24 protein-coding genes are annotated in these 22,870 nt (G+C 42.3%); 16 read left to right on the top strand and 8 right to left on the bottom strand.

All coding sequences use genetic code 11. The features are described 5' to 3' along the window. The first annotated feature begins 36 nt into the window (after positions 1-36). The 6 genes from HT689_RS07360 to pepC all read left to right on the top strand — a co-directional run bounded on the left by HT689_RS07360 (position 37) and on the right by pepC (position 4,840). Positions 37-756, top strand: coding sequence for a hypothetical protein (locus tag HT689_RS07360; RefSeq protein ID WP_100127914.1), 720 nt, complete (start codon positions 37-39; stop codon positions 754-756). Then, on the top strand, positions 728-880 hold the full coding sequence (locus tag HT689_RS07355) for a hypothetical protein (protein ID WP_173225978.1): 153 nt from the start codon (positions 728-730) through the stop codon (positions 878-880). The genes HT689_RS07360 and HT689_RS07355 overlap by 29 nt, the downstream gene beginning before the upstream one ends. Positions 881-901: 21 nt before the next feature. Continuing rightward, complete coding sequence (locus HT689_RS07350) at positions 902-2,143, top strand: aminopeptidase (protein WP_173225980.1); 1,242 nt, start codon at positions 902-904, stop codon at positions 2,141-2,143. Positions 2,144-2,152: 9 nt separating this feature from the next. Further along, positions 2,153-2,383: a GlsB/YeaQ/YmgE family stress response membrane protein gene (locus tag HT689_RS07345; RefSeq protein ID WP_000901572.1), complete on the top strand. Its 231-nt coding sequence runs from the start codon at positions 2,153-2,155 to the stop codon at positions 2,381-2,383. 288 nt (positions 2,384-2,671) lie between these two features. Next, positions 2,672-3,394 (top strand): pseudouridine synthase, encoded by a 723-nt coding sequence (locus HT689_RS07335; RefSeq protein ID WP_173225982.1) that lies wholly within the window; start codon positions 2,672-2,674, stop codon positions 3,392-3,394. 111 nt (positions 3,395-3,505) lie between these two features. Beyond that, on the top strand, positions 3,506-4,840 hold the full coding sequence (pepC, locus tag HT689_RS07330; protein ID WP_173225984.1) for an aminopeptidase C: 1,335 nt from the start codon (positions 3,506-3,508) through the stop codon (positions 4,838-4,840). A 55-nt stretch (positions 4,841-4,895) separates the two neighbouring features. Here the strand turns inward: pepC and HT689_RS07325 are convergent, their stop codons facing one another. The 5 genes from HT689_RS07325 to HT689_RS07305 all read right to left on the bottom strand — a co-directional run bounded on the left by HT689_RS07325 (position 4,896) and on the right by HT689_RS07305 (position 9,940). Beyond that, the gene (locus tag HT689_RS07325; protein WP_033676082.1) at positions 4,896-5,807 is read right to left on the bottom strand and encodes a PTS system mannose/fructose/sorbose family transporter subunit IID; all 912 of its coding nucleotides are present in this window, start codon (positions 5,805-5,807) and stop codon (positions 4,896-4,898) included. A 23-nt stretch (positions 5,808-5,830) separates the two neighbouring features. Beyond that, positions 5,831-6,634 (bottom strand): PTS mannose/fructose/sorbose transporter subunit IIC, encoded by an 804-nt coding sequence (locus tag HT689_RS07320; protein WP_173225986.1) that lies wholly within the window; start codon positions 6,632-6,634, stop codon positions 5,831-5,833. A 25-nt stretch (positions 6,635-6,659) separates the two neighbouring features. Beyond that, positions 6,660-7,649, bottom strand: a complete 990-nt coding sequence (locus HT689_RS07315; RefSeq protein WP_173280912.1) for a PTS sugar transporter subunit IIB — start codon at positions 7,647-7,649, stop codon at positions 6,660-6,662. A gap of 234 nt (positions 7,650-7,883) precedes the next feature. After that, entirely contained in the window at positions 7,884-8,903 is a 1,020-nt protein-coding gene (gene adhP, locus HT689_RS07310; protein WP_173225990.1) for an alcohol dehydrogenase AdhP, read from the bottom strand. A 224-nt stretch (positions 8,904-9,127) separates the two neighbouring features. Then, a complete protein-coding gene (locus HT689_RS07305; protein ID WP_173225992.1) occupies positions 9,128-9,940 on the bottom strand; it encodes a Cof-type HAD-IIB family hydrolase in 813 nt (270 codons plus the stop codon). 189 nt (positions 9,941-10,129) lie between these two features. Here HT689_RS07305 and HT689_RS07300 point away from each other — a divergent pair, with 189 nt between their 5' ends. The 6 genes from HT689_RS07300 (at position 10,130) to folK (ending at position 16,149) form a co-directional block, all read left to right on the top strand. Next, on the top strand, positions 10,130-11,548 hold the full coding sequence (locus HT689_RS07300) for an NCS2 family permease (RefSeq protein WP_049512097.1): 1,419 nt from the start codon (positions 10,130-10,132) through the stop codon (positions 11,546-11,548). A 104-nt stretch (positions 11,549-11,652) separates the two neighbouring features. Continuing rightward, positions 11,653-12,360 (top strand): type II CAAX endopeptidase family protein, encoded by a 708-nt coding sequence (locus HT689_RS07295; RefSeq protein WP_173225993.1) that lies wholly within the window; start codon positions 11,653-11,655, stop codon positions 12,358-12,360. A gap of 94 nt (positions 12,361-12,454) precedes the next feature. Next, positions 12,455-13,435: a dihydropteroate synthase gene (folP, locus tag HT689_RS07290; protein WP_173225995.1), complete on the top strand. Its 981-nt coding sequence runs from the start codon at positions 12,455-12,457 to the stop codon at positions 13,433-13,435. A 1-nt stretch (position 13,436) separates the two neighbouring features. Beyond that, positions 13,437-14,759, top strand: coding sequence for a folylpolyglutamate synthase/dihydrofolate synthase family protein (locus HT689_RS07285; RefSeq protein WP_173225997.1), 1,323 nt, complete (start codon positions 13,437-13,439; stop codon positions 14,757-14,759). Then, on the top strand, positions 14,740-15,294 hold the full coding sequence (folE, locus tag HT689_RS07280) for a GTP cyclohydrolase I FolE (protein ID WP_000380921.1): 555 nt from the start codon (positions 14,740-14,742) through the stop codon (positions 15,292-15,294). The genes HT689_RS07285 and folE overlap by 20 nt, the downstream gene beginning before the upstream one ends. Positions 15,295-15,336: 42 nt before the next feature. Further along, entirely contained in the window at positions 15,337-16,149 is an 813-nt protein-coding gene (folK, locus tag HT689_RS07275; RefSeq protein WP_173225999.1) for a 2-amino-4-hydroxy-6-hydroxymethyldihydropteridine diphosphokinase, read from the top strand. Positions 16,150-16,194: 45 nt separating this feature from the next. On the opposite strand, the gene HT689_RS07270 is transcribed toward folK, so the two are convergent. Then, a complete protein-coding gene (locus HT689_RS07270; protein WP_000886035.1) occupies positions 16,195-16,512 on the bottom strand; it encodes a DUF960 domain-containing protein in 318 nt (105 codons plus the stop codon). Between the two features lie 238 nt (positions 16,513-16,750). Between HT689_RS07270 and ccpA the strand changes: the two genes are divergently transcribed. Next, the gene (gene ccpA, locus HT689_RS07265; protein WP_173226001.1) at positions 16,751-17,761 is read left to right on the top strand and encodes a catabolite control protein A; all 1,011 of its coding nucleotides are present in this window, start codon (positions 16,751-16,753) and stop codon (positions 17,759-17,761) included. 169 nt (positions 17,762-17,930) lie between these two features. Here the strand turns inward: ccpA and HT689_RS07260 are convergent, their stop codons facing one another. Continuing rightward, a complete protein-coding gene (locus tag HT689_RS07260) occupies positions 17,931-18,893 on the bottom strand; it encodes an asparaginase (RefSeq protein WP_173226003.1) in 963 nt (320 codons plus the stop codon). A gap of 65 nt (positions 18,894-18,958) precedes the next feature. On the opposite strand from HT689_RS07260, the gene HT689_RS07255 reads away from it, so the two are divergent. Continuing rightward, the gene (locus HT689_RS07255) at positions 18,959-20,350 is read left to right on the top strand and encodes a Cof-type HAD-IIB family hydrolase (RefSeq protein WP_173226005.1); all 1,392 of its coding nucleotides are present in this window, start codon (positions 18,959-18,961) and stop codon (positions 20,348-20,350) included. 146 nt (positions 20,351-20,496) lie between these two features. Here the strand turns inward: HT689_RS07255 and HT689_RS07250 are convergent, their stop codons facing one another. Continuing rightward, positions 20,497-20,949 (bottom strand): universal stress protein, encoded by a 453-nt coding sequence (locus HT689_RS07250; protein WP_173280910.1) that lies wholly within the window; start codon positions 20,947-20,949, stop codon positions 20,497-20,499. A 160-nt stretch (positions 20,950-21,109) separates the two neighbouring features. Here HT689_RS07250 and HT689_RS07245 point away from each other — a divergent pair, with 160 nt between their 5' ends. Together HT689_RS07245 and HT689_RS07240 are read left to right on the top strand one after the other, a co-directional pair. Then, positions 21,110-21,403, top strand: a complete 294-nt coding sequence (locus HT689_RS07245) for a hypothetical protein (RefSeq protein WP_173226009.1) — start codon at positions 21,110-21,112, stop codon at positions 21,401-21,403. A gap of 156 nt (positions 21,404-21,559) precedes the next feature. Then, on the top strand, positions 21,560-22,774 hold the full coding sequence (locus tag HT689_RS07240; RefSeq protein ID WP_173226011.1) for a pyridoxal phosphate-dependent aminotransferase: 1,215 nt from the start codon (positions 21,560-21,562) through the stop codon (positions 22,772-22,774). Positions 22,775-22,870: the final 96 nt, after the last annotated feature.

The raw sequence follows: 22,870 nt of genomic DNA, 5'->3' as shown, positions 1-22,870 counted from the left end.
AGTTTGAAATGTCTTGTGTAGGTTTGAGGTTGTATCATGATGGAAAAGAAAAAAAGAGCAACACCCTGGAAACCAGGGAAAGTTATTTCCATAAGTTTGCGAAATGGCGTTTACGTATTAGCACAAATGGTGCGTGATCCCTATCTGGTATTTTTCAACCATTTTAACGAGGAAAATAATTGGAAGGGAGTGACCTTGAAAGAGGAGGATATCCTCTTTTGTAAGGCTGTTACTCGCCAGTTTCTACGCTATAGTCCTGTAGCGATTGTCAAAGAAGTTACCCCCCTGTTAAATTATGAACTGCCTAAAGAATGGATTTATAGCCATATTGGAGGGCATCCTATTACTGTTTCGGTAAAGGGAAGGGAGCGCCAACTTGCTGGTTTTGGTAGACGTTGTTCTTTGGTTCTGGCGGATAAAGACAGTGGACTACCAGAAGATAATCCACTTATGGGACTCTTCCAAACCTATATCATATCAGATATCAAAGAACAGGATTGGGATCGGGTAGGTCAGGCTGAACTTATGTCTATTGAAGTATTTCCAACACTCAACGAACGTCTCTATCTTTGCTTTCTTTATGGAAAAAATATAAATCCAGAACAAGATATCTCTTTAGAAAAGCCTCTACCTGATGACTATGAAACCTATATAGATATCCTCACAAATAGTACAGAGGCACGACGCCTCTACCTAGGGGAGCATGAAGAACAAGAAAGGACATTTCATGAAACTAAGAATTTTTGCGGAAGATAAACCAGCTGAAAAAGTCTTTGAGTATCAATTAGACCTTGCTGATCAGACAATTCTTCTATCAACAGAACTCTTGTCAGGTGATATTGCTTTAGCAGGATTATTCTCTGCTTTGAAAGAAAAATAAAAATAGAAAAGAGATAACAGAATGGTTTTACCAAATTTTAAAGAAAATCTAGAAAAATATGCGAAATTATTGGTTGCGAACGGAATCAACGTGCAACCTGGTCACACTTTGGCTCTCTCTATCGATGTGGAGCAACGTGAGTTGGCTCACTTAATCGTCAAAGAAGCTTATGCTTTGGGTGCACATGAGGTGATCGTTCAGTGGACAGATGATGTCATCAACCGTGAGAAATTCCTCCATGCTCCGATGGAGCGTCTGGACAATGTGTCAGAATACAAGATTGCTGAGATGAACTATCTCTTGGAGAACAAGGCTAGCCGTCTTGGAGTTCGCTCATCTGATCCAGGTGCCTTGAACGGTGTGGACGCTGACAAGCTTTCAGCTTCTGCTAAAGCTATGGGACTTGCTATGAAGCCAATGCGTATCGCAACCCAATCCAACAAGGTTAGCTGGACGGTAGCAGCCGCTGCTGGGCTTGAGTGGGCTAAGAAGGTATTTCCAAATGCTGCGAGCGATGAAGAAGCAGTCGATCTCCTTTGGGACCAAATCTTCAAAACTTGCCGAGTCTACGAAGCAGATCCTGTTAAGGCCTGGGAAGAGCATGCAGCTATCCTCAAGAGCAAGGCAGATATGCTTAATAAAGAACAATTTTCAGCCCTTCACTACACAGCGCCAGGGACTGATTTGACCCTTGGCTTGCCAAAGAACCACGTTTGGGAATCAGCTGGTGCTATCAATGCACAGGGCGAAGGATTCTTGCCAAATATGCCGACAGAGGAAGTCTTCACAGCACCAGACTTCCGTCGTGCAGATGGTTATGTCACTTCTACAAAACCGCTTAGCTATAACGGAAATATCATCGAAGGTATTAAGGTAACCTTTAAGGATGGACAAATTGTGGACATCACTGCTGAGAAGGGTGATCAGGTCATGAAAGACCTTGTCTTTGAAAATGTGGGTGCGCGTGCCTTGGGTGAATGTGCCTTGGTACCAGATCCAAGCCCAATTTCTCAGTCAGGCATTACCTTCTTTAACACCCTTTTCGATGAAAATGCGTCAAATCACTTGGCTATTGGTGCAGCCTATGCAACTAGCGTTGTTGGTGGAGCGGAGATGAGCGAAGAGGAGCTTGAAGCTGCTGGACTTAACCGTTCAGATGTTCACGTAGACTTTATGATTGGTTCTAACCAAATGGATATCGATGGTATCCGTGAGGATGGGACACGTGTACCACTTTTCCGTAACGGAGATTGGGCAAATTAAGGAGATAATATGTTAGGAAGTATGTTCGTTGGTCTCCTAGTGGGATTTTTAGCAGGTACTCTAACCAATCGTGGAGAACGCATGGGATGTTTTGGAAAAATGTTTCTAGGCTGGATTGGTGCCTTTATAGGGCATTTGCTTTTTGGGACTTGGGGACCGATAATAGCAGGAACTGCCATCATTCCGGCAGTACTAGGTTCCATGATTGTCTTAGCGATTTTCTGGAGACGAGGAAGTTAATTTCTTAAATCTGATACTCAATGAAAATCAAAGAGCAAACTAGGAAACTAGCCGCAGGTTGCTCAAANNGACGAAGTCAGCTCAAAACATGGTTTTGAGGCTGTGGATGGAACTGACGAAGTCAGCTCAAAACACTGTTTTGAGGTTGTGGATAGAACTGACGAAGTCAGTAACCATACCCACGGCAAGGCGACGTTGACGCGGTTTGAAGAGATTTTTGAAGAGTATGAAACGAAAAGGAGGTTGGTCATTGTACCAGCCTCCTTTTGAGTATGATATAATAGTTCTATGAGATTAGATAAATTTTTAGTTGCCTGCGCTGTAGGGAGTCGGACAGAGGTCAAAAACTTGCTCAAGGCTGGGCGCGTGACGGTAAATGGTAAAAAAGAGAAATCAGCTAAATTGCAGATTGATGAAGAAAGAGATGACATTCGCTTTGATGGGCAAGTGTTGGAGTATGAAGAGTTTGTCTACTACATGATGAACAAGCCCAAAGGAGTTATCTCAGCGACTGAGGATCCTAAGCACAGAACCGTTCTGGACTTGCTGGATAATATTGCTCGGAGCAAGGAAGTTTTCCCAGTAGGACGCTTGGATATTGACACGCATGGTCTTTTGCTCTTGACCAATGACGGCAAGCTGGCCCATGCTCTTCTTTCGCCAAAGCGTCATGTGGATAAGACTTATCTGGCCCAGGTCAAGGGAATTATGACCCAAGAAGATGTGGAGATATTTGCTGAGGGTATTCCTCTCAAAGACTTTACCTGTCAGCCCGCTGGACTGGAGATTCTTTCCACGGATGCAGAAAAGAATCAGAGCCAAATCCGTGTGACTATTGCAGAAGGGAAGTTTCATCAGGTCAAGCGTATGGTGGGCTACTGTGGCAAGGAAGTAGTAGACTTGCAACGTTTGACTATGGGAACTCTAGTATTGGATGAGAACTTGCAGCGAGGAGAATGGCGTCGCTTGACCAAGGAAGAATTAGAAGATCTCCGTGCTAGTATTGCTTAGTTTGGTTTATATTCGAAAAAGGTGAGGAAGAATATCCTTGCCTTTTATGTTTTTCAGTTGCTTCCTTTGTGAAAAGAGTTATAATAGACTGTAGAATAAAAGGAGGAATCTATGAACGCGATTCAAGAATCATTTACTGATAAACTATTTGCCAATTATGAAGCAAATGTCAAATACCAAGCGATTGAAAATGCTGCCAGCCACAACGGAATTTTTGCAGCCTTAGAACGTCGCCAAAGCCATGTAGATAACACACCTGTTTTCTCGTTGGATTTGACCAAGGACAAGGTAACCAACCAGAAAGCGTCTGGTCGTTGCTGGATGTTTGCAGCTCTCAACACTTTCCGCCACAAGCTCATCTCACAATACAAACTAGAAAATTTTGAGTTATCACAGGCCCACACCTTCTTCTGGGACAAGTATGAGAAATCAAACTGGTTCTTGGAGCAAGTCATTGCGACTTCAGACCAAGAATTGACTAGCCGCAAGGTTAGCTTCTTACTCCAAACACCTCAACAAGATGGTGGTCAATGGGATATGGTCGTTTCTCTCTTTGAGAAATACGGTGTCGTGCCTAAGTCAGTTTACCCTGAGTCTGTTTCATCTAGTAGCAGTCGTGAGCTAAATGCGATTCTTAACAAATTGCTTCGTCAAGATGCTCAAATCTTGCGTGACTTGCTCGCTTCTGGTGCGGACCAAGCGACTGTTCAAGCTAAGAAAGAAGACCTCTTGCAAGAAATCTTTAACTTCCTTGCTATGTCTTTAGGACTTCCACCACGTAAATTTGACTTTGCTTATCGTGACAAGGATGATAACTACCAAAGTGAAAAGGGCATTACACCACAAGAGTTTTACAAGAAATATGTTGACCTTCCTCTAGAAGACTATGTTTCTGTTATTAATGCTCCAACTGCTGACAAGCCTTACGGTAAATCTTACACAGTTGAGATGTTGGGGAATGTGGTTGGTAGCCGTGCAGTTCGCTACATCAACGTTCCAATGGAACGCTTGAAAGAATTGGCGATTGCTCAAATGCAAGCCGGTGAGACTGTTTGGTTTGGTTCTGATGTCGGTCAGCTCAGCAACCGTAAAGCTGGAATTCTTGCGACAGATGTTTATGACTTTGAATCAAGCATGGACATTAAACTCACTCAAGACAAGGCTGGACGTTTGGACTACAGCGAAAGCTTGATGACCCACGCCATGGTTTTGACAGGTGTTGACTTGGATGAAAATGGCAAGTCAACCAAGTGGAAGGTTGAAAACTCTTGGGGAGACAAGGTTGGTGCAGATGGTTACTTTGTTGCTTCAGACGTTTGGATGGACGAATACACATACCAAATCGTTGTCCGTAAGGAATTGCTGACAGTAGAAGAACAAGCTGCCTATGGAGCAGAACCAATTGTACTCGCACCATGGGATCCAATGGGAGCTTTGGCTGAATAAAAGCATAGAAAAAAGGAATCAGATTTTAGAACCTGATTCCTTTTAAGTTGCTTGATTACATGATGTGAAGAACATGTGCCACAATACCCACTGCGAAGAGTGCAAGGATAATAGTGATTGGAGATACTTTTTTCTTAAGCAAGTACATGCAAAGGAAAGTAAGGAGTAGTCCTGATAGTCCAGGAATCAACATATCCAAGTTTTGTTGGAAAGTAGTAACTTTTTCAGGTGTTTGAGATAATCCTTGTCCTACTTGTGCGAATGCTTCTTGGATACCTTTAGATCCTTCTGGCAATTTATCCCAATGGATATAAGCCTTTTCATCTAGTTGAACTTTGGCAACATCGAAAGCAAATTTAATATTTACCCAACGTTGAACAAGGACAGCAAGAATGAACATACCAAGGATAGAAGCACCTTTAGTGATATCTTGGAGGATACCGCCAGACATATCTTTAGTGATTTCTGATCCAGCCTTGTATCCAATCTCTTGTGTATACCACAAGAATGACATACGAATCAAGTTCCAAAGAACGAAGAAGAGGATTGGACCTAAGATATTGCCAGTAAGGGCAAGTGAAGCACCGAGTGATCCAAGGATTGGGCGTACTGTAAACCAGAATACTGGGTCACCGATACCAGCAAGAGGTCCCATCATACCGATTTTAACCCCTTGGATAGCAGCGTCATCGATTTCCACACCGTTAGCACGTTCTTCTTCAAGTGCAAGAGTAACCCCCATGATTGGAGCGGCTACGTATGGGTGAGTGTTGAAGAACTCAAGATGGCGTTCAAGAGCAGCGATTTGATCTTCTTTTTTAGTGTAGAGTTTTTTAAGAGCTGGAATTAATGAGTAAGCCCAACCCAAGTTTTGCATACGTTCATAGTTCCAAGAACCTTGTAAGAAAGTTGAACGCCACCAAACTTTTTTACGATCTGATTTAGTTAATTGAAGTTTTTCAGTCATGATGTTTTCAGTCCTTTCTTATCTTAGTAGTCTTCTAGGATATCGCCGATTGGGTCGTTAGAGGTTGTAGCTCCTCCGCCACCATTTCCACCAGTTTTAGAAAGGTGAAGGTAGATAAGAGCGATAGCAACACCGATAGCACCAAATCCGATTAGAGTAATATCTGACACGGCAGCGAGAACGAAACCGATAGCGAAGAATGGCCATACTTCACGAGTTGCCATCATGTTGATAACCATAGCGTAACCAACGGCAACAACCATACCACCACCGATAGCCATACCATCTTTGAGCCAATCAGGCATAGCATTTAGAATGCTTTGTACTGTTTCAGTTGGTACCATTAGAAGGAGTGCTGCAGGGACTGCAATACGAAGACCTTGAAGAAGAAGTGCGACAAAGTGAGCACGTTCAACTGCTTTGAAGTCACCTTTTTTAGCAGAAGCATCAGCAGTGTGAACCAATCCGACAGAGAGTGTACGGACAATCATAGTCAAGAATAGACCAGCAACTGCAAGAGGGATAGCAACCGCTTGGGCAACACCGATACCTGTCTTAGTAAAGTCGCCACCAAGAACCATGATAATGGCAGCAGCAACAGAAGCAAGAGCAGCGTCAGGAGCTACGGCAGCTCCGATGTTAGCCCAACCAAGGGCGATCATTTGAAGAGAACCACCAAGGATGATCCCTGCTTCAAGGTTACCGGTAACAAGACCGATAAGGGTACAAGCTACGATTGGTTGATGGAATTGGAACTGGTCGAGGATACCTTCAAGACCTGCTAGGAAGGCTACAACGACTACTAAAACCATAGAAATAATAGACATCTTTAAAATCCTTTCATAAAATCGATTATTGCACGTTTGCTTTGTTAATCAAGTCAAACAAATCTTTTTTGGTGTCGTTTGGTACTTTACGGACATCAAATTCAACACCAAGGTCACGCATTTTTTCAAATGTAGCAACGTCTTCTTTATCCATAGACAAAACGTTGCTAACCATTGTCTTACCTGTTGAGTGAGCCATTGATCCAACATTAAGAGTTTTGATTGGCACGCCACCTTCGATAGCACGAAGGGCATCTTGAGGTGTTTCAAACAAGATAAGGGCATGTGTTTCTCCGAAGCGAGGATCTTTTGCAACCTCAATCAGTTTTTGGATAGGAACAACGTTTGCTTTCACTTTACCTGGAGCTGCTTGTTTAATCAATTCTTTACGAAGGTCGTCTTTAGCTACGTTATCTGAAGCAACGATGATACGATTTGCTTTTGAATCTGGAGTCCAAGCAGTTGCAACCTGACCGTGAAGTAGACGTGTGTCAAGACGGGCAAGATTGATTTTGAGTTTACCGTCTCCGATAACAGTTCCTTCTGGGATAGCAGCTTGGGCAACTGGAGCAGCTGCAGCGCTTGCTACTTCCTCAACTGGGTTTAGCTCTTCTGGAAGAGCTTTGATGCCATCTTTGGCTTCTTTAATAATATTCGCAGCGACTTTTTCTACACCTGCAGCAGCGTCCATGAGGCGCTCTGTATAGGCTTGAATCAACATCGGTAAATTCAGTCCTGTGATGATGGCAAACTTACGTTCAGGATTTTCTCCCATCACGCGACTAGCTTGGTTGAATGGAGATCCACTCCAAAGGTCAGCCAAAACTAGAACCTCATCTTCTGCGTCAAATGCAGCAACAGCGTTATTAAACTTAGCGTATAAATCATCAGGACCTTCATTTGGCATAAAGGTTACAACTAGAACCTTTTCTTGTTCACCAAAGATCATAGATCCTGACTGATGAATACCCGCAGCAAATTCGCCGTGGCTCGCAATAATGATTCCGATACTCATTATTGTCATTCCTCCTTTTTTGTTTTAGTTTTCGTTTAAGAAAACTTTAAGACTTTTTAAGTATAAACCGTTTTCATCTAAAAATCAACTATTTATCATAAAATAATTAAAAAGATTACATCTAAAAATATTGATATATTGAGTTTTAGAGAAGTTTTTTTGAATCCTTATTTAAAAATTTAATATAAAAAAGTTGGAAGAAGCTTCCAACTTTTAAAATAGGTTTCTATTAGATTAGTGGGTGAAGTCGAGTACCATACGTCCTTGGATTTGCCCTTTTTCCATTTCGTCGAAAATGGCTACGGCATCTTCTATTGGACGTTTTTGAACAACTGGAACTACTAAACCTTCTGCACCGAATTGGAAGGCTTCTTCCAAGTCTTTACGAGTTCCTACAAGAGAACCGATGACTTGGATTCCATCGAGGACTGTTTTAACGATGCTGAGTTCCATCATTTCAGAAGGAAGACCGACAGCGACGACGCGACCACCAGCACGAACGGAGTCAACAGCCTGGTTGAAGGCAACTTTAGATACAGCAGTTACGACAGCTGAATGAGCTCCTCCATCAGTTTTTTCTCTGATGAGTCCTGGTACATCATCAACTTCTAGGCCGTTAATAACGACATCAGCACCGACTTCCTTTGCAAGGGCAAGTTTGTCGTTGTTGATATCAACTGCGATGACATGAGCATTGAATACTTTTTTAGCGTATTGAACAGCTAGGTTACCAAGTCCACCAGCACCGTAAAGAACAACCCATTGACCTGGTTCAACTTTTGCTTCTTTAATAGCTTTATAGGTTGTTACGCCAGCACATGTGATAGAAGAAGCTTGGGCTGGATCAAGTCCGTCAGGAACTTTGACAGCATAGTCAGCAGTTACGATACATTGTTCAGCCATACCACCGTCTACTGAGTAGCCGGCATTTTTCACTGTACGGCAAAGAGTTTCGCGACCAGTTGTACAGTATTCGCAAGTGCCACATCCTTCAAAGAACCAAGCAACGCTGACGCGGTCGCCGACTTTAAGGCTTTTTACATCTGGGGCAATTTCTTTAACGATACCAACACCTTCGTGGCCAAGAACACGTCCTGGTACTTGACCAAAGTCACCATGAGCAACGTGGAGGTCAGTGTGGCAAACACCACAGTATTCAATTTCTACAAGTGCTTCCCCAGTTTCAAGTGGACGGAGTACTTTTTCTTCAACAGCAACACCAGTGCTTTCTGGATTTACAACAACAGCTTTCATAGCTATCCTCCTTTATATTGACCGAGAACATGGACAACGGGACTGGATTGATTTTGTGTCAACAGAGTCGAGTGTAACGAGCTCTCTTGTATTTATATGTGAATTATATCACAAAAGAAAGCCTTTTCCAAGGTTTTGGAGGCAAAAAGTAGAACAATCGATTAACTGGTTGATGAGACTGTGAAAAGAGCACAAAGACCAGCTTGCAAGCTGGTCAGTAAGGACTATAAGAATAAGTCTTGCAGGGTTTTGGCAACTCCATCTTGGTCATTGGTCAGGGAAATTTGTTCATCTGCATAGGGGAGTAGCTCTGGATTGGCATTTTTCATGGCATAGCCCTTCCCAGAAAAAGCGAGCATTTCGGTATCATTGTGCTCATCTCCAAAAGCAATCAAATCTTTTTTGTCACGGTTCATTACCTTGAGCAAGTAGTCCAAGGCGAAGGCCTTGTTGACACCTTTTGGGGTACACTCAAGGATATTGAGCGGACCTCCCCAGGTATTGATAGACAGTTGATGCTGGTAGAAGGCGTTCATTTCTTTTGCCAAGGCATATTTGTCACTGGCTCTGGTCTGTAACAGAATACAGTTAGGATCCTTGGTCACCAATTCAGGCTGGAGTTGATCTTCAGGCTGGAAAGCTTCTACACCAAATAGTTTGGGATTGGCAATTTCTTCATTAGGATTTGTAATGTAGAATTTTTTACGATATTCTCCAGCGATAAAATCGGCTTGAATGTCCTCTGAACGTCGAACCATATCTAAAAGATATTTTTTGTCTACCGTCAAACACTTTTCAAAATCCCAAACTTGGTCTGGTAAATGAGTAAGGGAGCCGTTGAAATTAATCATAGGAGTGTCTAAGCCTAGTTCATGGTAAAAATCTTTTGACATGCGGTAAGGGCGCCCTGTCGTAATAATAACTTGATGGCCTTTTTCAGCAACTTTTTTTATGGTTTCTTTGGTAAAGTCAGAAATTTGACTGTCTGAGTTGAGCAGGGTTCCATCCAGGTCAACTGCAATAATTTTTTTCGTCATAGGGACCTTTCTAGTGTCTTTTCAGATAAGATGTCTACTATTATAACAGAAAGCAGGCAGAAAAGCAGATTCGAAACAAAAAAAGAAATTTCATCAAATTCTTAAATAAATCAAACAAAGATATTGAAAAAGTGAATGATAAATGATATAATTCTATTATTGTTCGTAAAAATTAAAAGGAGATTGATAATGGACAAATTATTTAAACTAAAAGAGAACGGTACAGACGTTCGTACAGAGGTTCTCGCTGGTTTAACGACTTTCTTTGCAATGAGCTATATTCTCTTTGTAAACCCACAAATGCTTTCACAAACAGGAATGCCTGCTCAGGGTGTCTTCCTAGCAACGATTATTGGTGCAGTAGCGGGTACCTTGATGATGGCTTTCTACGCCAACTTACCTTATGCCCAAGCGCCAGGTATGGGACTCAATGCCTTCTTTACCTTTACGGTCGTATTTGGACTTGGTTATTCTTGGCAAGAAGCCCTAGCTATGGTCTTCATCTGTGGGATTATTTCATTGATTATTACCTTGACAAATGTTCGTAAAATGATCATTGAATCGATTCCAAATGCCCTTCGCTCAGCTATTTCAGCCGGTATTGGTGTCTTCCTTGCCTACGTGGGGATTAAGAATGCTGGACTTTTGAAATTCACGATTGATCCAGGAAACTATACTGCTATAGGAGAAGGGGCTGACAAAGCTCAAGCAACGATTGCAGCAAACTCTTCAGCAGTTCCAGGATTGGTCAGCTTTAATAATCCAGCTGTTTTGGTGGCTCTTGCAGGACTCGCTATCACAATTTTCTTTGTCATCAAAGGAATTAAAGGGGGAATTCTCCTCTCTATCTTGACAACAACTGTTCTTGCTATTGCAGTTGGTTTGGTAGATTTGTCAAGCATCGATTTTGCTAATAACCATGTTGGTGCAGCTTTTAAAGATTTGAAGACAATCTTTGGTGCAGCTCTTGGTTCAGAAGGTTTGGGAGCTTTGATTTCAGATACAGCTCGCTTGCCTGAAACTCTGATGGCTATTCTTGCCTTTTCATTGACAGATATTTTTGATACAATTGGTACCTTGATCGGTACAGGTGAAAAAGTTGGTATCGTAGCGACAAATGGTGAAAATCACCAATCAGCTAAGTTGGACAAGGCTCTTTACTCTGACTTGATTGGTACTTCAATTGGTGCCATCGCTGGTACTTCGAACGTAACGACTTATGTTGAGTCTGCTGCTGGTATCGGTGCAGGTGGACGTACTGGTTTGACAGCTTTGGTTGTAGCTATCTGTTTTGCGATCTCAAGCTTCTTTAGCCCACTTCTAGCGATTGTACCAACAGCTGCTACAGCTCCAATCTTGATTATCGTTGGGATTATGATGTTGGCTAGCTTGAAAAATATCCATTGGGACGATATGTCTGAAGCGGTTCCTGCTTTCTTCACATCTATCTTTATGGGATTCAGCTACTCTATCACTCAAGGGATTGCAGTTGGTTTCTTGACTTACACTTTGACTAAGCTTGTCAAAGGTCAAGCTAAAGATGTTCATGTCATGATTTGGATTTTGGATGCCTTGTTTATCCTTAACTACATCAGTATGGCACTATAAATGCTATAATATAAAAAGGGGTTCTCCCCTTTTTATATTATAGTTACTTGAAAATTGCTTCAAACTAGGTAGGTGATTTTGATTGAATGGTAGGAGTATAATTGATGATAAAAAAGAATATTTGGGATGAAGTATTAAACAGGGGGAAGTGGTTAATAATCTTTCTAGTAGGGCTTTTGTTTTCTCAGTTTCCTTTAGCTCTAGCAACTTTTCTAACTAGCAGAAAATTTCCACTGCTTCAAACTGGACTATTAGTAGGGACCTTATCTCTTGTGGTTTTAACTGTATTTATAATAGGTGCTAGGAAAACACAGTTGGCTAGTTTTGGTTTATCGTTTTTCAAGGTTAAGGATTTGGCTAGATTGGCCTTAAGCTATCTAGTGATTCTTGCCTTTAATATTCTTGGTGTGGTCTTACTGCGTTTGATGAATGAAACAACAACCAGCAATCAATCAAATATTAATGATTTGGTCCAGAATAGTTCCTTAATTTCCAGTTTTTTCTTACTGGTTCTAATAGCTCCTATTTGTGAGGAGATTTTATGTCGAGGAGTGATTCCTAAAAAACTCTTTCGTGGTAAAGAAAATGTGGGTTATATAGTCGGTGCTATTATCTTTGCCTTGCTTCATTTACCGACAAATCTACCTTCTCTTCTTATCTATGGAGGAATGTCAACTGTGCTAACTTGGACAGTTTATAAAACCCAACGTTTGGAAATGTCTATCTTACTTCACATGATTGTGAATGGGGTTGCTTTCTGTTTGTTGGCTCTTGTGGTGATCATGAGTCGGACATTAGGGATTTCTGTTTAAGATTTTTGACAATTGCTTACTTGTTTCTATTGGGAAAAAAGATGAATGCAATAGTGTCCATCTTTTTCTTTTTATGGTAAAATAGAGAAATAATATGGTGAAAAGCCTTGAGGGAGTGACCGATATGTCAACTAAAGTAAATCATGCAAAGACAGCTATTTGCGGAATTATCAATGTAACCCCAGATTCCTTTTCGGATGGTGGTCAATTTTTTGCTCTTGAGCAGGCACTCCAGCAGGCTCGTAAATTGATAGCAGAAGGGGCTAGTATGCTAGATATCGGCGGAGAATCGACTCGGCCGGGAAGTAGCTATAGCTATGTTGAGATAGAAGAGGAAATCCAGCGTGTTGTTCCAGTGATTAAAGCGATTCGCAAGGAAAGTGATGTCCTCATCTCTATTGATACTTGGAAGAGTCAGGTAGCAGAAGCTGCTTTGGCTGCTGGTGCCAATCTAGTTAATGATATCACTGGTCTTATGGGTGATGAGAAAATGGCGGAGGTGGTTGCTAAGGCTGGTGCGAAAGTGGTCATCATGTTTAATCCAGTTATGGCTCGACCTCAGCATCCTAGCTCGCTCATCTTTCCTCATTTTGGTTTTGGACAAGCTTTTACAGAGGAAGAGTTAGCTAACTTTGAAAAATTGCCAATCGAAGACTTGATGGAGACTTTCTTTGAACGTGCACTAGCGAGAGCAAATCAAGCTGGAATTGCACAAGAAAATATCCTGTTGGATCTAGGAATTGGCTTTGGTCTGACCAAGAAAGAAAATTTGCTTCTTTTACGGGATTTGGATAAACTACATCAGAAGGGCTATCCAATCTTTCTTGGAGTGTCGCGTAAGCGGTTTGTCATCAATATTCTTGAAGAAAATGGTTTTGAAGTCAATCCTGAGACAGAACTTGGTTTCCGCAATCGAGATACGGCTTCGGCTCATGTAACCAGTATCGCTGCAAGACAGGGTGTAGAAGTGGTGCGCGTGCATGACGTAGCCAGTCACAAGATGGCAGTTGAAATTGCATCAGCCATTCGATTGGCTGATGAAGCGGAAAATCTAGATTTAAAACAATATAAATAAGATGAAAGAAATTGAAAACAATCAGTGGATTGCTAACTACCGGACGGATCAACCGCATTTTGGCTTGGAACGAATGGTGGAACTGTTAGCCTTGCGTGGAAATCCCCATCTCAAACTCAAGGTCATCCATATCGGAGGGACTAACGGCAAGGGTTCGACCATTGCTTTTTTGAAGAATATGCTGGAAAAGCTAGGGCTGAGAGTTGGGGTGTTCAGCTCGCCCTATCTCATTCATTACACAGACCAGATTAGCATCAATGGGGAATCCATTCCAGAGGCTAGGCTAGAAGCCCTCATGGCAGACTATCAGTCTTTGCTGGAGGGAGAAGCGGTCGCCAATTTACAGGGTACAACCGAGTTTGAGATTATCACAGCCCTGGCCTATGACTACTTTGCCGCAGAGCAAGTAGAAGTGGCTATCATGGAAGTCGGTATGGGTGGACTTTTAGATAGTACCAATGTCTGTCAGCCCATTTTGACAGGAATTACGACTATTGGCTTGGACCATGTGGCCCTACTTGGTGATACCTTGGAAGCCATAGCAGAGCAGAAAGCTGGTATTATCAAACAAGGTATTCCCTTGATAACAGGTCGTATCGCTCCAGAAGCTTTGGCTGTGATTGACCGCATTGCGGAAGGGAAAGATGCGCCGAGACTTGCCTACGGGACAGATTATCAGGTCAGCCATCAAAAGAGTGTGGTTACAGGCGAAGTCTTTGACTATACAAGTGTTGTCAGGCAAGGTCGCTTCCAAACTGGCCTGCTTGGCTTGCACCAGATAGAGAATGCTGGGATGGCCATAGCTTTACTTGATACTTTTTGTCAAGAACATGGTCGAGAGCTAGCAAGCAATGACCTGCTTGGTCAAGCCTTGGAAGAAACAAGTTGGCCAGGGCGTTTGGAAGTTGTGTCGAGAGACCCCCTGATGATTTTGGATGGAGCCCACAATCCCCATGCGATCAAGGCCTTATTGGCAACCTTGCAAGAACGCTTTGCGGATTATCGTAAGGAAATCCTCTTTACTTGCATCAAAACCAAGGCCTTGGAGGATATGTTGGACTTGCTGGGGGCCATGCCAGATACCGAGCTAACTCTAACACATTTTGACGATAGTCGGGCGACTGATGAAAGCGTGCTGGAAGAGGCGGCTAAGTCTAGAAATCTCAACTACCAAGGTTGGCAGGATTTTCTAGAGCAGAAATTGACAGATAAAAAAGAAGAGAAAAAAACAGTTAGGATTGTCACAGGTTCCTTGTATTTCTCGAGCCAAGTGAGAGCCTATCTGATGGAGAGGAAAAACGAGAATGGATACACAAAAGATTGAAGCAGCTGTAAAAATGATTATCGAGGCTGTAGGAGAAGACGTTAATCGCGAGGGCTTGCAGGAAACACCTGCTCGTGTCGCTCGTATGTACCAAGAGATTTTTTCAGGTCTTGGTCAAACAGCGGAGGAACATTTGTCAAAATCCTTTGAGATTATTGACGATAATATGGTGGTAGAAAAGGATATCTTTTTCCATACCATGTGTGAACACCACTTCTTGCCATTTTATGGTAGAGCACACATAGCCTACATTCCAGATGGTCGTGTGGCAGGTTTGTCCAAACTTGCCCGTACGGTTGAAGTTTATTCGAAAAAGCCACAAATCCAAGAACGATTGAATATCGAAGTGGCCGATGCCTTGATGGACTATCTAGGAGCTAAGGGAGCCTTTGTTGTCATTGAGGCAGAACATATGTGTATGAGTATGCGTGGTGTCAGAAAACCAGGCACTGCAACCTTGACGACAGTAGCTCGTGGTCTATTTGAAACAGATAAGGACCTCCGAGATCAGGCTTATCGTTTAATGGGACTATAAAAAGAATCCGCTTTGGGCGGATTTTTCTAGAAAGGAATCATTATGGATCAACTGCAGATTAAAGATTTGGAAATTTTTGCCTACCATGGTCTTTTTCCTAGTGAGAAAGAATTGGGGCAGAAGTTTGTTATTTCCGCAATCCTATCCTATGATATGACCAAGGCGGCGACAGACTTGGATTTAACGGCTTCTGTCCATTATGGAGAACTGTGTCAGCAGTGGACGACTTGGTTTCAGGAAACCACTGAGGACTTGATTGAAACGGTAGCCTACAAACTGGTAGAACGTACTTTTGAGGCCTATCCTCTTGTCCAAGAAATAAAGCTGGAACTGAAAAAACCTTGGGCGCCAGTGCATTTGCCACTAGATACTTGCTCGGTAACCATTCATCGCCGCAAGCAACGAGCCTTTATCGCCCTAGGAAGCAATATGGGAGATAAACAAGCAAACTTGAAACAAGCCATTGAGAAAATGCGAAATCGAGGTATCCATATTCTCAAAGAGTCCAGTGTCTTGGCGACGGAGCCTTGGGGTGGTGTGGAGCAGGATAGCTTTGCTAATCAAGTGGTTGAAGTAGAAACCTGGTTGCTCGCCCCAGTTCTATTAGAGAGCTTGTTAGCCATTGAGTCAGAGATGGGACGGGTGAGAGAAGTACATTGGGGACCTCGTTTGATTGATTTGGACTTGCTCTTTGTAGAGGATCAGATTCTTTATACAGACGACCTCATCTTGCCTCATCCTTACATAGCGGAACGCCTTTTTGTCCTTGAATCCTTACAGGAAATTGCGCCTCATTTTATCCATCCGACATTAAAGCAACCTGTCCGTAACTTGTATAATGCTTTGAAAAAATAGAAAAAACTCTAGTTTTCAGTCACTTGCAACTGAAGGCTAGAGTTTTTAAAATAGGTCATTTTCTTCTGGGAGGAGGATAGTCTCTCTACCGTCCATATCTAAAACTAGGACTCTCGGGGGATAAAGAGGGTCGAAAGGGTGGTTAAAGTCAAAATCAATAGCTGTAGGGAGATGTTGACTTGAAAAGTGGAAGGTAATTTTTCCTTGGTTATTAAGCAATTGAAACTCGAGTTCCTCCTCCAATTCAAAGACATTTTTTAAGAAGTGGTCGATGATATACCAAAAAGAGTCAATAACGTCATCAGGCAAACTGGTAACAATGCCAAAGCTAGCAGACCGCATGTGGGTATTGGTAAAAGCCATATTTCTTCCCCCTTTCTTTTCCCTTATCATACAGCAAATAGGATTAAAAATCAAGAAAAGGTAATTTTTTCTTCATAAACATAGCTTTCTATGAAATTTTTTTCAAACAATCTTCAAAAAATACTTGAAAGTGTTTACAAATAGTGATAAAATGGAATAAGTAGAATCATGAAAACGAAATTTTCATACCGTCTCTTTTTTTGGAGTCTCGTGAGGTATGATATAGAAAGGAAATGGAATGAATACAGATGATACAGTAACGATTTATGATGTCGCCCGTGAAGCTGGAGTTTCCATGGCGACGGTCAGCCGTGTGGTCAATGGCAATAAAAATGTAAAAGAGAATACCCGTAAAAAAGTGCTAGAGGTAATTGATCGTTTGGATTATCGTCCAAATGCAGTTGCGCGTGGTCTTGCAAGTAAAAAGACAACCACTGTCGGTGTCGTGATTCCAAATATTACCAATGGTTATTTTTCGAGTTTGGCCAAGGGGATTGATGATATTGCAGAAATGTACAAGTACAATATTGTCCTAGCTAATAGCGATGAAGATAACGAGAAAGAAGTTTCTGTTGTTAATACCCTCTTTTCAAAGCAGGTAGATGGCATTATCTTTATGGGTTATCACTTGACAGATAAAATTCGCTCAGAATTTTCGCGTTCACGTACTCCGATTGTTCTCGCAGGAACTGTGGATGTAGAACATCAGCTTCCAAGTGTCAATATTGATTATAAGCAAGCAACGATTGATGCAGTGAGTTACCTTGCTAAAGAAAATGAACGTATTGCTTTCGTTAGCGGTCCGCTAGTGGATGACATCAATGGTAAGGTTCGTTTAGTTGGCTACAAGGAAGCCTTGAAAAAAGCAGGAATCGCTTATAGTGAGGGTTTGGTATTTGAATCTAAATATAGTTATGATGATGGTTACGCCTTAGCAGAGCGTTTGATTTCATCAAATGCAACTGCAGCAGTTGTGACAGGTGATGAGTTGGCAGCAGGAGTCTTGAATGGTTTGGCTGATAAAGGTGTGTCAGTACCAGAAGAATTTGAGATCATTACTAGTGATGATTCGCAAATTGCACGCTTTACCCGTCCAAACTTGACCACTATCGCCCAACCTCTTTATGACCTTGGTGCCATTAGTATGCGTATGTTGACTAAGATTATGCACAAGGAAGAGTTGGAAGAACGTGAAGTTCTCTTGCCTCATGGTTTGACAGAACGTCGTTCAACACGAAAACGGAAATAGAAAAAAATCAGGGAATCGTGAAGATTTCCTGATTTTGTGCTCTTAAACAAGAGATGTTGAGTAATGAATACCACAGAGCGGACTAGGCGGTTGGTTAAAGGCTGCGCAACACACTGCTTTGAGGTTGCAGATGGAAGCTGACGTGGTTTGAAGAGATTTTCGAAGAGTATTAGCCTTCCATATAGTCTTTCAAAGCCTGTCCTGTTAGTCCGGCATTGAGGGCGATGAGGAGTTTCAAGCGGGCTTTTTGGGCATTGAGTTCTTTGACAAAGAAGACACCTGCCTTTTGCAACTGCACGCCTCCACCCTGGTAGGCATAAACAGGCTCAGCAATACCGTTAAAGCATCGGGAAACCAGAGCGACTGGGATTCCTTTTTGCAGAAGGCTTTCTAATTTTTGAGCTGTTTCTTTGGGAATATTACCAGCTCCGAAGGCTTGGATAATCAAACCGTCCAAGTGTTCTAAATCCAGCATATCAATCAGCTCATCTGTCATACCAGCATAGGCCGAGATGATAGGGACTAAACCTTGTATGTGATCAAGGTCAAAGCGAACACGAGGTTCAGCTGTTTTGAAGTAGAGGATTTCCTGTTTCATGATGAGACCGAGGGGCCCGTGCGTTGGAGTCTGGAAGGTGCTGACGTTAGTCGTATGTGTTTTGGTGACATACTTGGCAGCGTGGATTTCATCGTTCATAACGACCAAAACTCCTTTGTCAGCAGCCTTGTCATCGCTAGCCACCCGTAAAGCACTCAGATAGTTATAAACACCGTCACTGCCGAGTTCATTGGAGCTACGCATGGCTCCTGTTAGAACGATGGGGATATGGGGAACTTCCATGGTATCAAGGAAATAGGCTGTTTCTTCCAAAGTATCGGTTCCGTGTGTGATTACCACTCCATCGTAGTTATCTGCTTCCTCTTTGATTTTTTTGTAGAGGGCCAGCATATGCTTGGGCTTGATATGGGGGCTTGGCAGGTTAAAAAAGTCCAAGGCGTGGACTTGGATTCCTTCGAGGGGATTGGACACATGGTTCATGGGATTATCTGAACTCGTCACAACAGCGCCAGAAGCATCGGCCTGCATGGAAATAGTCCCACCTGTATGTAAAACAAGGATTTTCTTAGGCATGATTTACTCACTCTTTCTGAAATGTGGTATAATCATTGTATCACAAAAGGGGAGATTGGGATAGGATGGAAGTCAAAGCTGTTTTTTTTGATATCGATGGAACCTTGGTCAACGATCGCAAGAGTGTTTTGAAATCCACTAAGGACGCGATTAAGATTGTCAAAGAACAAGGGGTACTAGTCGGCGTAGCGACAGGGCGAGGACCTTTTTTTGTTAAGGAATTGATGGACGATTTGGATCTGGATTTTGCGGTAACCTACAATGGCCAGTATATCTTTACTAAAGACAGAGTCTTGTTCACGAGCCCAATTTCCAAGTTACATTTGCGCCATCTCATTACGTATGCTAAAAAAGAGGGCAAGGAGATTGCCCTAGGGACTAAGGATGCCATGTTAGGTTCCAAAATCATGTCTTTTGGTCTGGGAACTTTTTCCCAACGAATCAGTCGCTTCGTTCCCTCTGTTTTAACTCGGACAGTGAGTCAGTCTTTTAATCGAATGGTCAGCAAGGTTGTTCCCCAAAAGGAAGAAGACCTGCTTCATCTGATGAATCAGCCTATCTACCAAGTTTTGATGCTGATGACGCCAGAAGAGTCTGAGAAGGCGGCAGCTGATTTTGAAGACTTGAAATTGACACGTAGCAATCCTTTTGCAGCGGATGTTATCAATCAAGGAAACTCTAAATTGGAAGGCATTAGACGAGTTGGGAAAGAATATGGTTTTGATCTTAACCAAGTCATGGCCTTTGGTGACTCAGATAACGACCTAGAAATGCTGGCGGGTGTCGGTATGTCGGTCGCTATGGGAAATGGTAGTAGCAGTGTCAAGGAAGTTGCCAAGCACATTACCACTAGCAATCAACAAGACGGAATCCACAAGGCCTTGGAACATTTTGGTGTTCTGGCCTCAGAAAAAGTCTTTGTCAGCCGTGACTATCATTTCAATAAGGTCAAGACCTTCCATCACATGATGGATGAACGGACCCAAGAAGAACCTCGAGCTTGGGATTTAGAAGGTGCAACCCATAGGGCTGGCTTTAAAATAGAAGAATTGGTGGAGTTTGTTCGAGCTGCTAGTCCTTCTGAAGAGGATTTTGGTCAAGCTGTATCGCAACTTCATCAAGCTCTTGATAAGGCAGCAGATAAAGTAGCCAAGAAGACACCTGCTCAGCAAGATTTGATAGGGCAAGTGGATGCCTTGATTGACACACTTTACTTCACCTACGGTAGTTTTGTCTTGATGGGGGTGGACCCAGAACGTATTTTTGACATTGTCCATCAGGCTAATATGGGGAAAATTTTTCCAGATGGCAAGGCTCATTTTGATCCAGTGACCCACAAAATCTTAAAACCAGATGATTGGGAAGAAAAATATGCCCCAGAACCTGCTATTAAAAAGGAACTGCAGCGTCAGCTCAAGGCTTACGAACGCCATAAAGAGAGAAATAATACTCAATGAAAATCAAAGAGCAAACTAGGAAACTAGCCGCAGGCTGCTCAAAACATGTTTTTGAGGTTGCAGATGGAAGTTGACGTGGTTTGAAGAGATTTTCGAAGAGTATAAATAGTAAACAAAAAGGAGCTAGGGGCTCCTTTTCTTCGTGATTACAAAGTTTTTTCTTGTTCTCTCACAACCAGCAAATCGACCTTAGCATGGCGGAGAATGTATTCAGATGAAGAACCGACCAAGAGGCGTTCAAAGGCGTTGAGACCAGTTGCGCCAACGAGGATGAGGTCCACTTCTTCAGCATCGGGAATAGTACGTGTCAGTAGGGTCTTTGGATTTCCCATTTCAATGACGATATGAACATCTGCCACACCAGCATCTTTAGCACGCTTTTCGTACTCTTTCATCAGACTTTCAGCGTCGACTTGGAGTTGTTCGTAAACTTCAGCATCAAAGGTGGATACGCTTTGGAGAGCGCGTGTGTCAATGACATGGGCGATGGTGAGTTTAGCGTTGTTTCGTAGAGCAGAATGAACTCCCTTGATAAAAGCCAAGTCCGCTTCCTTAGAACCATCGATTGCGACCATAATATTTTGGTAACGTTGTGCCATAATGAAACCTCCTGAAATTTTCTTACTATTATTGTAAACCTTTTCACTATAGAAGTAAAGCAAAAAAAGTATTTTTCAAAAGAATGTTAGTGCTTAAAATCTATATAATATATGATAAAATAAAAGAAAGGATAGCAGGAAACAAGTGAAGGGAGGGAGAATGATGAAAAACTCTTTTCAAAAATCAAATTTCCTTTATTATGGAATTATCCTAGTTTCAGTCTTGGTAGAAGTGATTATGATCTGGCAATTAGAGAGTCTGGTACCGTTTCTTTATCCAGGGTTTATCGGATTTTTAGTCTTTCATGTACTCTACCATCTAATTTTATTCCTGGTTGCAAAACGAAGTGGGCGTTGGGATTACTTGACGATATGGGGGCTTTTCCTCATGTTCAATCTTCTTTATGACTCCTTTTTAGGCTTGCTTTTTCTAGGTTTATCTTTTGGTATGTGATCTGTCTTTGGCAAAATTCCTGCTATTTCCCCTGTCTTGACCTCGCTTTTAGTGAGGTTTTTCTTCTGTAGGATTTTAGTAACACATTTCAGTAAACTTGTCGCATTGTCTTTCTAGTGGTATAATGTTACTATCTCGATGAATTGAGGAAACAAGATGAAAGAATATAACAAGTCTAGTAAGTTAGAGCATGTTGCTTATGATATCCGTGGTCCTGTTTTGGAAGAAGCCATGCGGATGCGAGCAAACGGAGAAAAGATTTTACGTCTGAATACAGGAAATCCAGCAGAATTTGGCTTTACAGCGCCAGACGAGGTCATTCATGACTTGATTATGAATGCGCGTGATAGTGAAGGGTATTCTGACTCAAAAGGGATTTTCTCAGCCCGTAAGGCCATCATGCAGTATTGCCAATTGAAGAAATTCCCAAATGTAGATATTGATGATATTTACCTTGGAAATGGTGTCAGTGAGCTGATTGTCATGTCCATGCAGGGGCTTTTGGACAATGGGGATGAGGTCTTAGTGCCAATGCCAGACTATCCTCTATGGACGGCCGCTGTCAGTCTAGCTGGAGGAAATGCTGTTCACTATATCTGTGATGAAGCTGCAGAATGGTACCCAGATATTGACGATATCAAGTCAAAAATCACTTCCAACACCAAGGCAATCGTCCTTATCAATCCAAACAACCCAACTGGAGCCCTTTATCCTAAGGAACTCTTGTTGGAGATTATTGAGACTGCCCGTCAAAACGATTTGATTATCTTTGCGGATGAAATCTATGACCGTATGGTCATGGATGGACATGTGCATACGCCTGTGGCGAGCTTGGCACCAGATGTCTTCTGTGTTAGCATGAATGGTCTGTCAAAATCCCATCGTATCGCTGGTTTCCGTGTGGGTTGGATGGTCTTGTCTGGTCCTAAGACTCATGTCAAGGGCTATATCGAAGGGCTCAATATGCTGTCCAATATGCGTCTTTGCTCTAACGTTTTGGCCCAGCAAGTCGTACAAACTTCCTTGGGTGGCCACCAATCAGTCGATGAATTGCTTCTTCCTGGTGGACGAATTTACGAGCAAAGAAATTTCATTTATAATGCCATTAAAGAGATTCCAGGTCTCTCTGCTGTTAAACCCAAGGCTGGACTCTATATCTTCCCTAAAATCGACCGCAATATGTACCGTATCGATGATGATGAGCAGTTTGTCCTTGATTTCTTGAAGCAGGAAAAGGTTCTATTGGTTCATGGTCGCGGCTTTAACTGGAAGGAACCAGACCACTTCCGTATCGTTTACCTTCCTCGTGTTGATGAGTTAGCCCAAATCCAAGAAAAGATGACTCGTTTCTTGAAACAGTATCGTAGATAGGGCTTACATTCGAAAAAGCGCCAAAAAGCAGTAAACATTTGCCTTGAGCTATTGACAAAAGTGAAAGAATCAGATAGAATAGTAAAGTATGTTTAG

It is taken from the genome of Streptococcus sp. 2342 (assembly GCF_013276795.1).
Taxonomy (GTDB): Bacteria; Bacillota; Bacilli; order Lactobacillales; family Streptococcaceae; genus Streptococcus.
This window is presented reverse-complemented; position numbering and strand designations above follow the sequence as displayed.

Bases quoted from the DNA above. Each gene is read 5' to 3' on its own strand.
- HT689_RS07360 (WP_100127914.1), top strand. From the start codon at position 37: ATGATGGAAAAGAAAAAAAGAGCAACACCCTGGAAACCAGGGAAAGTT.
- HT689_RS07355 (WP_173225978.1), top strand. From the start codon at position 728: ATGAAACTAAGAATTTTTGCGGAAGATAAACCAGCTGAAAAAGTCTTT.
- HT689_RS07350 (WP_173225980.1), top strand. From the start codon at position 902: ATGGTTTTACCAAATTTTAAAGAAAATCTAGAAAAATATGCGAAATTA.
- HT689_RS07345 (WP_000901572.1), top strand. From the start codon at position 2,153: ATGTTAGGAAGTATGTTCGTTGGTCTCCTAGTGGGATTTTTAGCAGGT.
- HT689_RS07335 (WP_173225982.1), top strand. From the start codon at position 2,672: ATGAGATTAGATAAATTTTTAGTTGCCTGCGCTGTAGGGAGTCGGACA.
- pepC (WP_173225984.1), top strand. From the start codon at position 3,506: ATGAACGCGATTCAAGAATCATTTACTGATAAACTATTTGCCAATTAT.
- HT689_RS07325 (WP_033676082.1), bottom strand. From the start codon at position 5,807: ATGACTGAAAAACTTCAATTAACTAAATCAGATCGTAAAAAAGTTTGG.
- HT689_RS07320 (WP_173225986.1), bottom strand. From the start codon at position 6,634: ATGTCTATTATTTCTATGGTTTTAGTAGTCGTTGTAGCCTTCCTAGCA.
- HT689_RS07315 (WP_173280912.1), bottom strand. From the start codon at position 7,649: ATGAGTATCGGAATCATTATTGCGAGCCACGGCGAATTTGCTGCGGGT.
- adhP (WP_173225990.1), bottom strand. From the start codon at position 8,903: ATGAAAGCTGTTGTTGTAAATCCAGAAAGCACTGGTGTTGCTGTTGAA.
- HT689_RS07305 (WP_173225992.1), bottom strand. From the start codon at position 9,940: ATGACGAAAAAAATTATTGCAGTTGACCTGGATGGAACCCTGCTCAAC.
- HT689_RS07300 (WP_049512097.1), top strand. From the start codon at position 10,130: ATGGACAAATTATTTAAACTAAAAGAGAACGGTACAGACGTTCGTACA.
- HT689_RS07295 (WP_173225993.1), top strand. From the start codon at position 11,653: ATGATAAAAAAGAATATTTGGGATGAAGTATTAAACAGGGGGAAGTGG.
- folP (WP_173225995.1), top strand. From the start codon at position 12,455: ATGGTGAAAAGCCTTGAGGGAGTGACCGATATGTCAACTAAAGTAAAT.
- HT689_RS07285 (WP_173225997.1), top strand. From the start codon at position 13,437: ATGAAAGAAATTGAAAACAATCAGTGGATTGCTAACTACCGGACGGAT.
- folE (WP_000380921.1), top strand. From the start codon at position 14,740: ATGGATACACAAAAGATTGAAGCAGCTGTAAAAATGATTATCGAGGCT.
- folK (WP_173225999.1), top strand. From the start codon at position 15,337: ATGGATCAACTGCAGATTAAAGATTTGGAAATTTTTGCCTACCATGGT.
- HT689_RS07270 (WP_000886035.1), bottom strand. From the start codon at position 16,512: ATGGCTTTTACCAATACCCACATGCGGTCTGCTAGCTTTGGCATTGTT.
- ccpA (WP_173226001.1), top strand. From the start codon at position 16,751: ATGAATACAGATGATACAGTAACGATTTATGATGTCGCCCGTGAAGCT.
- HT689_RS07260 (WP_173226003.1), bottom strand. From the start codon at position 18,893: ATGCCTAAGAAAATCCTTGTTTTACATACAGGTGGGACTATTTCCATG.
- HT689_RS07255 (WP_173226005.1), top strand. From the start codon at position 18,959: ATGGAAGTCAAAGCTGTTTTTTTTGATATCGATGGAACCTTGGTCAAC.
- HT689_RS07250 (WP_173280910.1), bottom strand. From the start codon at position 20,949: ATGGCACAACGTTACCAAAATATTATGGTCGCAATCGATGGTTCTAAG.
- HT689_RS07245 (WP_173226009.1), top strand. From the start codon at position 21,110: ATGATGAAAAACTCTTTTCAAAAATCAAATTTCCTTTATTATGGAATT.
- HT689_RS07240 (WP_173226011.1), top strand. From the start codon at position 21,560: ATGAAAGAATATAACAAGTCTAGTAAGTTAGAGCATGTTGCTTATGAT.